We start from the raw sequence: 13,287 nt of genomic DNA on the forward strand, positions 1-13,287 counted from the left end.
ATGTTTAGATAATGACTTCAACTAAACAACACAAAAAAGTGATCCTTGTTGGTGACGGTGCCGTAGGTTCATCTTACGCTTTCGCACTTGTTAACCAAGGAATTGCACAAGAGCTTGGAATTATCGAAATTCCTCAATTACACGAAAAAGCTGTAGGTGATGCGCTTGACCTTAGCCACGCCCTTGCCTTCACTTCACCTAAAAAAATCTACGCTGCTCAATACTCTGACTGTGCAGACGCTGACCTTGTTGTTATCACTGCAGGTGCTCCTCAAAAACCAGGTGAAACTCGTCTTGACCTTGTAGGTAAAAACTTGGCTATCAACAAATCAATCGTAACACAAGTTGTTGAATCAGGTTTCGATGGTATCTTCCTTGTTGCAGCTAACCCAGTTGACGTTTTGACTTACTCAACTTGGAAATTCTCTGGATTCCCTAAAGAACGTGTTATCGGTTCAGGTACTTCACTTGATTCAGCACGTTTCCGTCAAGCACTTGCTGAAAAATTGGATGTTGATGCTCGTTCAGTTCACGCCTACATCATGGGTGAACACGGAGATTCTGAATTTGCGGTTTGGTCACACGCTAACATCGCTGGTGTAAACCTTGAAGAATTCCTTAAAGACACTCAAAACGTTCAAGAAGCTGAATTGATTGAATTGTTCGAAGGTGTTCGTGACGCTGCCTACACAATCATCAACAAAAAAGGAGCTACCTACTACGGTATCGCTGTAGCACTTGCTCGTATCACAAAAGCAATCCTTGATGACGAAAATGCAGTACTTCCACTTTCAGTCTTCCAAGAAGGTCAATACGGTGTTAAAAACGTCTTTATCGGTCAACCAGCTGTTGTTGGTGCACACGGTATCGTTCGTCCAGTAAACATCCCATTGAACGATGCTGAAACTCAAAAAATGCAAGCATCTGCTAAAGAATTGCAAGCTATCATTGACGAAGCATGGAAAAACCCTGAATTCCAAGCAGCTTCTAAAAACTAATGAAAAGAAGGTTCTCATCCGTGGGAACCTTTTTCTTTTTGCCCCAAAAATACCCCAAAGCAACAAAAAAAGCCTATCGACCAAGCAATGAAGCTTGATACAATAGGCTTTTTGAAAATTCATTATTTAACAGCGTCTTTAAGAGCTTTACCAGCTTTGAATGCTGGAACTTTAGAAGCTGCGATTTTGATTTCTTTACCAGTTTGAGGGTTGCGACCTTTACGTGCAGCACGCTCACGAACTTCAAAGTTACCGAAACCGATCAATTGAACTTTTTCACCAGCAGCAAGGTATTCAGTTACTGCTGCAAATACAGCATCAACTGCTGCTGCTGAATCTTTCTTAGTCAATTCTGTAGCTTCTGCTACTTTAGCGATCAAATCTTGTTTGTTTGCCATGTTAACAAATCCTCCAAATAATTTCTAATTAACAAATATAATCATATCCTAAAATCGACTATAGGTCAAGTCAAAAACACTATTTTGACCATTTTTTCTCTATTTTTTTAGGAATTGTAGCGAATTAGAATCGCCCAAGCATTCTCTCCAGTATGAGTTTGAATAATAGAGCCAGTTTCCAATACAGAGATTGGCTTCTCAACATAAGGTTGCAATAATGCCTTCATCTCATTCGCCCATTCGTTCGTTCCAGCATAGGAAATTCCAATCTCTGCAACTGATTTTTGAGAAAGAGTCTCGGTTAATTCCTCAAGCCACTTTTTGAAAGTTTTCGCTCCACGTCCTTTGACTATTGGTTGGAGTTCGTGGTTTTTCATCTGCATTACTACACGAATATTCAAGAGTGAGCTTAGTAATCCTGTCACACGTCCAATACGACCACCCTTAACTAAGTTTTCTAGCGTCGAAACACCGATATAAAGTTCTGTATGATTTTTTACATCCTCTACATGAGCTAAGATTGCTTCTAAGTCTTTACCTTCTTTAGCAAGTTTTGCGGCTTCAACAACTTGGAACTTCAATGCTTGATCTGTAAAGGAACTATCAATAACCGTTACATCAGCAGTTGAAAGACTTGCCCCTTGGCGAGCAGCTTCCACAGTTCCAGATAAGGCATGGGACATGTGAATGGCGATAATTTGACTACCATCTTTACCTAGCTCTTCAAAGACCTCAGCAAACACTCCAACAGGTGGTTGACTTGTTTTAGGCAGATTCTTACTTTGTTGCATAAGATGAAGAAATTCTCCCTCTTTCAAATCTGCATCCGAATAAAGCACACTATCAATCATAACTGATAGAGGGACAACGGTGATATTTAATTCTTTAACTACTTCTGGTTCGATAGTAACAGAAGAGTCCGTTACAATTTTTACTTGTGTCATAATTCAATCTTTCTATTCTTCTCGATAGGATTGGGATTTTCTCCTTTATTATATCAAAAAAATGATAAAAAATCATAAGTGATCCGATGAAAAGAACTGAATTTTTGGTATAATCTATCTATAGAAAAGTGAGGAACAGCCATGATTCGAAAACTTCAACCGATTATCACCATTATTCTTGGAGCCGCTATCTATGCCTTCGGTCTTACTTACTTTGTTGTTCCTTATCATTTATTTGAGGGAGGGGCGACAGGTATTACCTTGATTACCTACTATCTTTTTAAGATTCCTGTCTCATTGATGAACCTCTTAATTAATATCCCTTTATTTATCCTGGCTTGGAAGATATTTGGACCTAAGACCCTATACTCCAGCCTTCTAGGATCTATTTCACTTTCCGTTTGGCTAGCAATCTTTGAGCGCATTCCTTTGCACATCGACTTGCAAGGGGATCTCATCATTGTCGCTTTAGTCTCAGGAGTCTTACTGGGGGTTGGTTTAGGAATTATCTTTAATGCTGGTGGAACCACTGGTGGCTCTGACATCGTTGCCCGTATCCTCAACAAATACACCAATATTTCGATTGGTAAATTACTCTTTGGGATTGACTTTTTCATCCTGATGTTGATTTTGATTATCTTCCAGGATCTTCGTCTCGTTACCTATACCCTCTTATTTGACTTTATCATCGCTCGTGTTATCGACTTGATCGGCGAAGGAGGTTATGCTGGTAAAGGATTTATGATTATTACCCAATATCCTGATCAATTGGCCAAAGAGATTAACGATGAACTCGGACGTGGCGTTACCTTTATATCTGGTCAAGGCTACTACAGCAAAAAGGATTTAAAAATTATCTACTGTATCGTCGGTCGGAACGAAATCGTTAAAATGAAAGATATGATTCACAAAATCGACCCTCAAGCCTTTATCACCATCACTGAGGCTCATGAAATTCTGGGTGAAGGATTTACTTATGTGAAAGATTAAAAAAGCTGGGAATTCCCAGCTTTTATTCTTCTTCTGCGAGGGTTGAATGGCGGAACCCGTAAGTAAAGTAAATGACTAGACCAACTAAAAGAGCAATGCCAAAGGCAATCCAGGTATCTAGACTATATTGAAGCATAAAGGAAACACAGATAAGGATGGAAAGAATTGGCAAGAGTGGTACCAAAGGAGTTTTAAACTCTCCCTCTTTTGGCATGCCCTTATCCTTTCTGAGTTTTATTATTCCGTAGGCTAGCAAAATCAGATAAGCTAGCGTACAAATATTTAAGAAGGATGCAATACTGGCTAGAGGAAACACTCCTGCAGCAATAGCTGAAGCAACTCCTGTTAAAAGGGTCGCATTTTTAGGAACGCGACTAGTCTTGCTTAATTGTTTGAAACTTTGAGGTAAAAGTCCATCACGCGCTAAGCTATAAATCATCCGAGATAAAGCATAAGTCATAGAGATACATACGGTTATCAGGGTTAAAATGGCTACAAGCGAAACATAATTTGCTGCCCAGCCGATACCAATACTCCGTAATGAAAATGCTACTGCATCGTCCACATTGAGTTTACTGTAGTGAACAATCCCTGTCAATACTAAGGTTACCAAAGCATAGAGAATGGTGACGATTGTCAGAGAAAGGACAATTCCGCGAGGAATATTTTTTTGCGGGCTTTGAATTTCATCAACTGCCATGGAAATAGACTCAAATCCGAGAAAACCAAAGAACATCAAAGATGCGCCCGCCATAATCCCAGTACTTCCACCATATAGTTGACCAAAACCAAATGGAGCAAAATTCGTCCAATTTTCAGGCTTGATGTACCAAATACCAACTAGGATAAATAAGGCGAGAGCTGAGAATTTCAAGACCACTAAAAGCGAATTAAATCTCAAAGCTGCCTTAGAATTTAATAAAACCAATCCCGTTACCAAGGTAAGTACTAAAATAGGCAGAAGATCGATATAGGTTCCTTGTTCAGGGTTAAAGGTTCCATTCAAGGCTTGCGGCATCGAGATACCATAATTACTAAGCAATCCCTTAAAGTAAGCTGCCCAGCCAGACGCCACACCTGAAACAGCCGTCATGAATTCCATGATGGTCAGCCAGCCAGCAATCCAGGCTGGCAATTCTCCTAGAATCGCATAGAGGTAACTATAAGCACCACCAGTTGCAGGAACACGAGAGGCAAATTCTGCAAAAAAGAGGGCTGATAGAGAAACACACAGGGCAGAAATCACAATGGAAATCACTAGTGATGGACCAGCTAGGGTAGCCGCTGCTGTTCCTGTAATGGTGAAAATCCCCGTCCCCACCATAGCACCAATCCCTAGAAGAATCAAATCCCACAATTTCAAATGGCGATGCATCTCTGTCTGTCTCAGACTAACATCCTTGGTTCTAAAAATATTCATACTTCATCTCCACTAAATGTAATTGTTTTATTTTACCATATAAAAGTATTTTTGTGAATATTTATTAGGTTCTTTTTTAAAAAAATTCTGAACAGAAAGGATTCCTGTTCAGAATTTGCATTTTTACCCAGTAATTCTTTCAATTAGTTACTCATCAAGCGATTAAGCTCAACAGTATACCCCATTGAAAGTTTTTGGGGATTTGGGATTTTTTAAACTTCAAAGTAAGGGAACGGACGGTCACTATCTAAAGGACGATGTGGAACTTCTTGTTCCAGAATAGCGCGCCAACCAGATACCAATTCTTCAAAAGTCAGTTGTGCTTCTGGAGAAGCTGTTGTCAGCTTCCGACCAAACCAAGCCATGGTTGCAGTTTCAAATTGAAGCATAGCGTACTGGATTACTGGTACATTTGCCTCTTCATAATTTTCATTTACTGCACGCGCTACTTCTGCCGCTTGCGGAAGGAGTTGATTGCTGATTTTATCAACAACTGTCGCATCCATCTCTCTCCATGAAAGAAGTTGACCATTTACCTGATAAAAGAGCTCAAAGGTTTCTTGATTTTCCTTAAAATTAGCAAGAACAAATGCACGTTCTACTGCCTCAGGACCGCCAGCAGCTTTTACAGCGTTTATCAAGAGGTTTTGTTCCATTTGTCGCCAATAATCATCAGCTTCTGCTTCAAGATCAAAAACAAATGCCTGATCCAACTCTTCAATCGGGGCTTCTCCCTTATTCACTTTTTCAATCGTTCCAAATAAACGCTTTAAAAATCCCATTTGCTTCTCCTTTTGGGTTTTATCCGACTGACCCTTCCATTTCATAGCTAATCAAGCGGTTCAGCTCAACTGCATATTCCATTGGAAGTTCTTTTGTGAAGGGTTCCACAAATCCCATGACAATCATCTCGGTAGCTTCAGATTCTGACAAACCACGGCTCATGAGGTAGTAGAGTTGTTCTTCTGAAATCTTAGATACCTTGGCTTCGTGCTCTAATGCAACTTGCGAGTTGTGGATTTCATTAAATGGAATGGTATCTGAAGCTGATAAGTCATCCATGATAATGGTATCACACTCGATGTGAGAAACAGATTTCTTAGAGTTCTTGTTAAAGGTTACTTGTCCACGGTAGTCAACCTTCCCTCCGCCTTTAGCGATGGATTTAGAAACGATAGACGAGCTTGTATGCGGTGCGTTGTGGATCATCTTGGCACCAGTATCTTGGTGTTGACCAGCATTAGCAAAGGCGATAGAGAGCATAGTACCACGGGCCCCTTCTCCATCTAGGTAAACAGATGGGTATTTCATGGTTGTTTTGGCACCCAAGTTTCCATCAATCCACTCAACAGTCGCATCTTTCAAGGCTTTGGCACGTTTCGTTACCAAGTTATAAACGTTATCTGACCAGTTTTGGATAGTAGTATAACGCATATAAGCTCCGTCCAAAGCGAAAATTTCTACAATAGCAGCGTGCAGGCTATTACTTGAATATGTTGGTGCTGTACATCCTTCTACATAGTGGACACTTGCTCCCTCATCAACGATAATCAAGGTACGTTCGAACTGACCTGTATTTTCGTTATTGATACGGAAATAGGTTTGAAGTGGAATATCTACCTTGACACCTTTTGGCACGTAGATAAAGGTTCCACCCGACCATACTGCTGAGTTGAGGGCCGCCAACTTGTTATCAGTCGGTGGTACCAACTTCGCAAAGTATTGTTTAAACAAGTCTGGGTATTCCTTGAGGGCAGAATCCGTATCTGTAAAGATAATCCCCAATTTCTGGAACTCTTCCTTCATGTTGTGGTAAACCACTTCTGACTCGTACTGGGCAGAAGCACCTGCTAGATAAGCACGTTCAGCTTCTGGAATACCGATACGTTCAAAGGTTTCTTTAATCTTTTCAGGTACATCATCCCAAGAACGGGCTGGTTTATCAGATGGTTTTTGGTAATAGATCAAGTCATCAAAGTCAATCTCTGACAAGTCTGCTCCCCAGGTTTGCATAGGCATTTTTTTGAAGGTTTCATAAGACTTCAAACGGAATTCTAACATCCACTCAGGTTCTCCCTTAGCAGCTGATAATTCGCGAATGACTTCTTCATTCAATCCTTTTCCTGTCGATAGGACAGGCTCTACATCGTCATGGAAACCAAATTTATATTCACCAAGGTCAATTGGTTTTGGTTCTACTCTTTCTTCAGCCATAATATCCTTTCTTTCATTCTTCATTTCTACTGATTCGTAAGACAAAAGAAACTTGTCTTACTGTTTTTCTTTATCTTCAATTGTTTTCTTAAGGGCATTCCAAGCTAGAGTTGCACACTTAATCCGTTGTGGGAATTTGGCAACACCTGACAAGAAGGCACCATCCCCGAGTTGGTCTTGACGCTCATCTTTTTGCCCTTGAACCATTTCAGAAAAAATAGTTGCAAGTTCTAAAATTTCTTGTTTGGTCTTGCCCAAAACAGCATCTGTCATCATACTAGCAGAAGCAGTTGAAATCGTGCATCCTGAATTTAGAAAAGCAATATCTTCCAAACGGTCCTCTGCATCAAACTTGACAGAGAGGTTGATAACATCCCCACAGGTTGGATTATTGAGGCTGATTTGCTCAGCATCTTCCAGCTTCCCTTGGTGATGTGGATTTTTCGAATGGTCTGCCACCACTGCCATATAAAGGCTATCTAGTTTAGAAAGTGCCATTGAAAAACTCCTTTGTCTTTTGTAGGGCATCGACCAACTTGTCGCAATCTGCCTTGGTATTGTAGATATAAAAACTTGCGCGAGCTGTTGCTGGGACATCCAAATACTGAAGCAAAGGTTGAGCGCAATGATGACCTGCTCGAACAGCCACTCCTTCATAATCTAAAGCTGTAGCAAGATCATGAGGATGAAGATCACCTAGGTTAAAGGCAATGACACCTGAACGTTGAGCCAAGTCCTGCGAACCATAAATGGTCAATCCTTCAATGGATTGCAATTTTGGATAGACGTATGCAATCAATTCCTGTTCATGAGCTTCAATGGCATCCATACCAATCTTTTCCAGATAATCAACTGCTGCAGCAAGTCCGATAGCACCTGCCATATTTGGCGTTCCAGCCTCAAATTTCCAAGGCAATTCCTTCCAACTAGCAGATTGCTCATAGACGAAATCAATCATCTCACCGCCAAATTCAACTGGAGACATTTGTTCCAGATACTTTTCTTTACCGTAAAGCACACCGATGCCAGTCGGACCAGCCATCTTGTGACCTGAAAAGGCGAAGAAGTCCACATCCAAGTCCTGGACATCAATCTTCATATGAGGCGTAGATTGAGCACCATCCACTACCATGATAGCTCCAACTTGGTGGGCCAATTTCGTGATTTCCTTGATCGGATTGACCACACCAAGGACATTAGAGGCATGAGCTAGCGAAACAAACTTGACCTTGTCCGTCAATTTAGCGCGCAAGTCATCCATATCCAGAGCTCCATCCTTGAGATAGACATAGACAAGCTCTGCCCCAGTCTTGCGACAAGCTTCCTGCCATGGAATGATATTAGAATGGTGTTCCATGACAGAAATCAAGACCTGGTCTCCCTCAGTCAAAATCTCCTCAGCAAAGCGTGCCACCCAGTTAAGACTGGTTGTCGTTCCTCTGGTAAAGAGAACTTCCTTTGTAGAGCCTGCATTGATAAACTTACGAATGGTTTCACGAGCAGCTTCATAAGAAGCTGTTGCTCGCTCCGCCAAGGTATGAACACCACGGTGAACATTGGCATTGTCCTGCTCATAGTAGCGGTTAATCGTTTCAAGAACTGCTAGTGGTTTTTGTGTCGTCGCAGCATTGTCCAGATAGACCAGAGGTTCATCGTTGACAATCTGGTCCAAAATTGGAAAATCCTTGCGAATCGCTTCTACATCTAACATAGGCTTCCCCTTAGCGTTTTGACAATTTTTCTTCGATAGTTGCAATCATTTCGTCACGAACTTCTTTGACTGGAATCTCAACAATTACGGAGCCAAGGAAACCACGAACAACCAAACGCTCAGCAGTCGCCTTATCCAAGCCACGGCTCATGAGGTAGTACATATCTTCTGGATCCACCTGACCGATAGAAGCCGCGTGACCTGCAGTTACGTCATTTTCATCAATCAAAAGAATTGGGTTGGCATCTGAACGAGCCTGATCTGAAAGCATAAGAACACGACTCTCTTGTTGCGCATCTGCTCCCTTAGCCCCCTTGATGATGTGGCCGATACCGTTGAAGGTCAAGGTTGCTTTTTCAAGGATAACCCCATGTTGGAGGATATTTCCGATAGAGTTGCAACCATAGTTAGTCACTCGAGTATCAATCCCTTGAACCTGACGGCCACTTGAAAGAGCTACGACTTTAAGGTCAGCATGGCTACCATTTCCAATCAAATCGCTATCAAAATCAGCAACAACATTTCCTTCGTTCATGACACCGATTGCCCAGTCAATGCTTGCATCGTTGCCTAGTTTACCACGACGGCTAATATAGGCAGTGACATTTTCACCTAAACGGTCAATCGCTGCAAATTTCACTTGCGCACCTGAACGAGCAATCACTTCAACCGTGATATTAGCAGTTGCCTTGGCACTACCTTCACCTCGTGACTCTAGACGTTCAAGATAACTAATCTTAGAATTTTTACCAGCGATAATCATAATATGCTTGTTAAATGGCACATCGCTATCACTGTCTTGGTAGAAAATTCCTTCAATTGGCTCTGTAATCTCAACGTTATCAGGAATGTAGAGAACAGCACCACTGTTAAAGTAAGCTGTATGGTAAGCTGCCAACTTGTCATCGTCATACTTAACAGATGACATGAAGAATTCCTCGATAAGTTCTGGAATTTCTTCTAAAGCTGAGTGAAAGTCTGTAAAGACTACTCCTTGTTCAGCCAATTCAACTGGAGTTTGTTCAAAAACAGTCTGCGTTCCTACTTGCACCAACTTCAAGTGATTATCTAGAGCCGTGAAGTCAGGAACATTTGCTGAAGGTTCACTTTCTGTGATGGTTCCATCTCCCAGATTCCAACGGTGAAATTTGACACGCTCAATAACTGGTAATTCTAAACTCTCAATCTTATCAAAAGCTTTTTGACGGAGGTCAGCCAACCAGCTTGGTTCAGCGTGCATTTCTGAAAAAAGTTTAATATTCTCTTTAGTCATTTACTTCTCCTAAAAGATACGAGGGAATTACAATTCTTCCTTGTAGTCATAGCCAAGTTCTTCAGCTAGTTTCGCGTATCCTTCACGTTCCAAGCGTGCAGCCAATTCTGGACCACCAGAAAGGACAACACGACCTTCCATCATCACGTGGACCACGTCTGGTGTGATGTAGTTCAAGAGACGTTGGTAGTGAGTGATAATCATAGCACCAAAGCCTTCACCACGCATTGCATTGACACCTTTAGACACAACTTTAAGGGCGTCAATATCAAGACCTGAGTCAATCTCATCCAAGAGAGCAAAAGTTGGTTCCAACATCAAGAGTTGAAGAATTTCATTACGTTTTTTCTCACCACCTGAGAAACCTTCGTTGAGGTAACGCTCTGCCATTTCTTCTTTCATGTTGAGCAATTCCATTTTCTCGTCTAGTTTAGTGATGAACTCACGAACTGAAATCTTTTCATCATCTTCTTTACCAGCATTCATGGCTGCACGAAGAAACTCTGCGTTGGTAATTCCAGGGATTTCAGATGGGTATTGCATAGCCAGGAAAAGTCCCATACGCGCACGCTCGTCTACTTCCAACTCAAGGATATTTACACCATCAAACAAGACCTCCCCTTTAGTAACCTCATAGTTAGGGTTTCCCATGATAGCTGCAGAAAGAGTCGATTTACCAGTACCATTTGGTCCCATGATAGCTGCGATTTCTCCTGTTTTCAGAGTCAGATTGACCCCTTTCAAAATTTCTTTTCCTTCAATCTCAACGTGAAGATCTTTGATCTCTAATACTGACATGATAGTTCCTTTCTTTTTCTGGCCTACTTCCTTTATCCTTAAAGAAATCACTTACATTTCTCTAAAAATAAAAGAAAAGGTCCATAAATATACTCTACTAGTATAACAAAAAAAAGCCTAAAAGGCTTTGATTTTGTTTAGAAGCTAGTGACTAATCCTTGCGGTTTAGGTGCTGATCAATAGCATCTACTATTTTCCCCATTACATAACTTAACCTAAAATTTCGAAAAAGTAGAATGGCCCAAAAGGCTGCCATGAAATAGCGACCCGTCATCCAAGCTTCATTGAAAAAATAAGTCTCAGCAGCAGTAAATAGTGCTATCACGATAAATTGTTGTCTAGTCATAGGATTATTGTACCATGAAATCCACTTTTAGTCTTCTTCGACCATGACTTTATCAGCCAGAAATTCAAATCCCTCTGGAATTAGGCTTTCTTCTTCTACCTCTTGATCTGCCTGAGAAGACTTGTTTTTAGCTGAAAATGCTGCACGAACCTCTTTCCATTCCTCTAGGGAAATTGCCAGGATTTCAGGTGAAAATCCAGCCGCCTGGCTGAGAATATTGCCAAACATGGTATTGAGGTTATCCCGTTTCATGGTTTGCCCTGCATTGAAATTAGACTCAAAAGCTAAAATTGCATGGTGTTCGTTGGCTGCAACTGGTTGAGAACCAACAAGAAGAGCCTTATCAGGACCAGCTAAGCTTTCAATCACTTCTCCCCATGCATTCTGGAGTCTAATCAAGTTTTGCCGTGCCAATTCAGGATTTTCAACAGCTTCTTGTAGGATAGCCTGAACCTTATTACGGTCTACTCGATAGACTGTCTTGGAAGTGGCTGGACGGCTAGGGACTGGCGCCACTTGTTTAGGAGCTGTTTCAACATTGGCAAGTTCTTGTTTAAGACGGGCGACTTCCTGTCTCAGTGCAGAAATTTCACTTTCAACAGTTCCCGAAACCGCAGATTCAGGCTTAATCTCCGCTAAACGAATGGTCATCATCTCAGCATAAATCTTAGGTTGTAGACTAGCTTTCATATCTGCCAAGCTCACAGTCGCTATTCGAATCATTTCAAAGAGACTTTCCTGAGAAAGAGCTAGATTGTCCATAAAAACTGGACTATGATGAGTATTTTCACCACCTGTCTGAACAACCAGTAGATCCCGCAAATACTGCAAGAGATCCGTCACAAAACGAGTCATGCTCTTGCCATTTTCAAACAAAAGATTCAAAGAATCGAGTGCTTTGGGGACATCCTGTTGGGCCAAAGCGGCCACATAGTCATCTAGAGCTGATAGACTAATAGTGCCTGTAATCTCCTCAGAAATAGCTGTCGTTAAAGCATTCCCTTGCGTCAAACTCAAGGCTTGGTCCAGAATAGACAAGGCATCCCGCATCCCACCTTCAGCCCGTCTAGCAATGATTTCCACAGCCTCTGGTTCAGAACTAATATTTTCTTTTTCTAAAATATGATGAATATGTGCCGTGATATCTTGAGTTCGAATCGATTTAAACTCAAAACGTTGGACACGCGATAAAATAGTTGCTGGAATTTTGTGCAATTCGGTGGTCGCCAAGATAAAGACAACATTCTGAGTTGGTTCTTCAAGGGTCTTCAAAAGCGCATTAAAAGCTCCTGTAGACAACATATGAACCTCGTCTATGATATAGACCTTATACCGTGCTAAACTAGGAGCGTAAGTAGATTTATCACGAATTTCACGGATCTCATCGACTCCGTTATTCGAAGCCGCATCCATTTCGATAACATCTTCTAGGCTACCTTCTGTCACTGCCTGACAGATATAACAGTTATTACATGGTTCTCCGTCTACCTGGTTTGGACAGTTCATAGCCTTGGCAAAAATCTTGGCTACACTGGTTTTCCCAGTTCCACGAGGGCCCGAGAAAAGATAAGCGTGACTAATCTTTTCCTGCTCAACTGCTTGTTTTAGGGTTTTAGCCACAACCTCTTGACCTACCAGTTGTGAAAAAGTCTGGCTTCTATATTTTCGATAAAGTGCTTGATACATTAGGCTTTCTCCTCAAACATCGTAAAGTCCCATTCTGTCTTATCAAGCAAAATAGCGACAAATTGTTCCAAGTAATCACGGTCAATGGCATTGTAATCATCAATAAGTGAAGAATCCAAGTCTAAGACACCCAGCAATCGACCATTCTTGAGCATGGGAACCACGATTTCACTCTTGGCCATACTATCACAAGAAATGTAGTTTGGATAGGTGCTCACATCGCCAACCAAAACAGTCTCTTGAAACGCAGCAGCTTCTCCACACACGCCTTTTCCAAGCGGGATGCGAATGCAAGAAACCCCACCCTGAAAAGGTCCTAAAACCAACTCGCTACCATCAAACAGATAAAATCCTGCAAATACAGTATTGGGAAAGCGAGATTTTAGGAGGGCACTAGCATTCGAAAGATTGGCAAGAACATTACTCTCACCTTCAAGTAAATAAGAGAGTTCCTCATTTAACAATTGATATTGTGATTGTTTTTCTGAATCTAACATAGAACTATTATA

General features: G+C 41.3%; 14 protein-coding genes. 2 read left to right on the forward strand and 12 right to left on the reverse strand.

Features of this window, described 5'->3' with window-relative positions; translation table 11 throughout:
* Positions 1-11: 11 nt before the first annotated feature.
* Positions 12-998: an L-lactate dehydrogenase gene (locus tag P8P68_RS02995; RefSeq protein ID WP_000204722.1), complete on the forward strand. Its 987-nt coding sequence runs from the start codon at positions 12-14 to the stop codon at positions 996-998.
* Between the two features lie 122 nt (positions 999-1,120).
* Here the strand turns inward: P8P68_RS02995 and P8P68_RS03000 are convergent, their stop codons facing one another.
* Together P8P68_RS03000 and P8P68_RS03005 are read right to left on the reverse strand one after the other, a co-directional pair.
* The gene (locus tag P8P68_RS03000; protein ID WP_001284636.1) at positions 1,121-1,396 is read right to left on the reverse strand and encodes an HU family DNA-binding protein; all 276 of its coding nucleotides are present in this window, start codon (positions 1,394-1,396) and stop codon (positions 1,121-1,123) included.
* Between the two features lie 107 nt (positions 1,397-1,503).
* Positions 1,504-2,340 (reverse strand): DegV family protein, encoded by an 837-nt coding sequence (locus P8P68_RS03005; RefSeq protein WP_247924182.1) that lies wholly within the window; start codon positions 2,338-2,340, stop codon positions 1,504-1,506.
* 141 nt (positions 2,341-2,481) lie between these two features.
* On the opposite strand from P8P68_RS03005, the gene P8P68_RS03010 reads away from it, so the two are divergent.
* Entirely contained in the window at positions 2,482-3,330 is an 849-nt protein-coding gene (locus P8P68_RS03010; RefSeq protein ID WP_000619787.1) for a YitT family protein, read from the forward strand.
* A gap of 22 nt (positions 3,331-3,352) precedes the next feature.
* Here the strand turns inward: P8P68_RS03010 and P8P68_RS03015 are convergent, their stop codons facing one another.
* From P8P68_RS03015 to P8P68_RS03060, 10 genes are all read right to left on the reverse strand, one after another.
* Positions 3,353-4,750, reverse strand: a complete 1,398-nt coding sequence (locus tag P8P68_RS03015) for an amino acid permease (RefSeq protein ID WP_278276137.1) — start codon at positions 4,748-4,750, stop codon at positions 3,353-3,355.
* Between the two features lie 212 nt (positions 4,751-4,962).
* Complete coding sequence (locus P8P68_RS03020) at positions 4,963-5,532, reverse strand: hypothetical protein (RefSeq protein ID WP_070567549.1); 570 nt, start codon at positions 5,530-5,532, stop codon at positions 4,963-4,965.
* Between the two features lie 19 nt (positions 5,533-5,551).
* Entirely contained in the window at positions 5,552-6,964 is a 1,413-nt protein-coding gene (gene sufB, locus P8P68_RS03025; protein ID WP_000797056.1) for a Fe-S cluster assembly protein SufB, read from the reverse strand.
* A gap of 57 nt (positions 6,965-7,021) precedes the next feature.
* Positions 7,022-7,462 carry a Fe-S cluster assembly sulfur transfer protein SufU gene (sufU, locus tag P8P68_RS03030; protein WP_278276138.1) on the reverse strand — a complete coding sequence of 147 codons (441 nt, stop codon included), beginning with the start codon at positions 7,460-7,462 and terminating at the stop codon, positions 7,022-7,024.
* Complete coding sequence (locus P8P68_RS03035; RefSeq protein WP_000887701.1) at positions 7,449-8,675, reverse strand: cysteine desulfurase; 1,227 nt, start codon at positions 8,673-8,675, stop codon at positions 7,449-7,451. Before P8P68_RS03035 ends, sufU begins: the two co-directional genes overlap by 14 nt.
* 10 nt (positions 8,676-8,685) lie before the next feature.
* Positions 8,686-9,948 (reverse strand): Fe-S cluster assembly protein SufD, encoded by a 1,263-nt coding sequence (sufD, locus tag P8P68_RS03040; RefSeq protein ID WP_042768928.1) that lies wholly within the window; start codon positions 9,946-9,948, stop codon positions 8,686-8,688.
* A gap of 27 nt (positions 9,949-9,975) precedes the next feature.
* On the reverse strand, positions 9,976-10,746 hold the full coding sequence (sufC, locus tag P8P68_RS03045) for a Fe-S cluster assembly ATPase SufC (protein ID WP_000114489.1): 771 nt from the start codon (positions 10,744-10,746) through the stop codon (positions 9,976-9,978).
* Between the two features lie 151 nt (positions 10,747-10,897).
* Entirely contained in the window at positions 10,898-11,092 is a 195-nt protein-coding gene (locus P8P68_RS03050) for a DUF3272 family protein (RefSeq protein ID WP_000198269.1), read from the reverse strand.
* Positions 11,093-11,119: 27 nt separating this feature from the next.
* Positions 11,120-12,778 carry a DNA polymerase III subunit gamma/tau gene (gene dnaX / locus P8P68_RS03055; RefSeq protein ID WP_000283848.1) on the reverse strand — a complete coding sequence of 553 codons (1,659 nt, stop codon included), beginning with the start codon at positions 12,776-12,778 and terminating at the stop codon, positions 11,120-11,122.
* Complete coding sequence (locus P8P68_RS03060; RefSeq protein ID WP_000887137.1) at positions 12,778-13,275, reverse strand: GAF domain-containing protein; 498 nt, start codon at positions 13,273-13,275, stop codon at positions 12,778-12,780. The genes dnaX and P8P68_RS03060 overlap by 1 nt, the downstream gene beginning before the upstream one ends.
* Between the last annotated feature and the right edge of the window lie 12 nt (positions 13,276-13,287).

The sequence above is a fragment of the Streptococcus sp. D7B5 genome, from assembly GCF_029691405.1.
In the GTDB taxonomy this organism is placed as follows: domain Bacteria; phylum Bacillota; class Bacilli; order Lactobacillales; family Streptococcaceae; genus Streptococcus.

Bases quoted from the DNA above. Each gene is read 5' to 3' on its own strand.
- P8P68_RS02995 (WP_000204722.1), top strand. From the start codon at position 12: ATGACTTCAACTAAACAACACAAAAAAGTGATCCTTGTTGGTGACGGT.
- P8P68_RS03000 (WP_001284636.1), bottom strand. From the start codon at position 1,396: ATGGCAAACAAACAAGATTTGATCGCTAAAGTAGCAGAAGCTACAGAA.
- P8P68_RS03005 (WP_247924182.1), bottom strand. From the start codon at position 2,340: ATGACACAAGTAAAAATTGTAACGGACTCTTCTGTTACTATCGAACCA.
- P8P68_RS03010 (WP_000619787.1), top strand. From the start codon at position 2,482: ATGATTCGAAAACTTCAACCGATTATCACCATTATTCTTGGAGCCGCT.
- P8P68_RS03015 (WP_278276137.1), bottom strand. From the start codon at position 4,750: ATGAATATTTTTAGAACCAAGGATGTTAGTCTGAGACAGACAGAGATG.
- P8P68_RS03020 (WP_070567549.1), bottom strand. From the start codon at position 5,532: ATGGGATTTTTAAAGCGTTTATTTGGAACGATTGAAAAAGTGAATAAG.
- sufB (WP_000797056.1), bottom strand. From the start codon at position 6,964: ATGGCTGAAGAAAGAGTAGAACCAAAACCAATTGACCTTGGTGAATAT.
- sufU (WP_278276138.1), bottom strand. From the start codon at position 7,462: ATGGCACTTTCTAAACTAGATAGCCTTTATATGGCAGTGGTGGCAGAC.
- P8P68_RS03035 (WP_000887701.1), bottom strand. From the start codon at position 8,675: ATGTTAGATGTAGAAGCGATTCGCAAGGATTTTCCAATTTTGGACCAG.
- sufD (WP_042768928.1), bottom strand. From the start codon at position 9,948: ATGACTAAAGAGAATATTAAACTTTTTTCAGAAATGCACGCTGAACCA.
- sufC (WP_000114489.1), bottom strand. From the start codon at position 10,746: ATGTCAGTATTAGAGATCAAAGATCTTCACGTTGAGATTGAAGGAAAA.
- P8P68_RS03050 (WP_000198269.1), bottom strand. From the start codon at position 11,092: ATGACTAGACAACAATTTATCGTGATAGCACTATTTACTGCTGCTGAG.
- dnaX (WP_000283848.1), bottom strand. From the start codon at position 12,778: ATGTATCAAGCACTTTATCGAAAATATAGAAGCCAGACTTTTTCACAA.
- P8P68_RS03060 (WP_000887137.1), bottom strand. From the start codon at position 13,275: ATGTTAGATTCAGAAAAACAATCACAATATCAATTGTTAAATGAGGAA.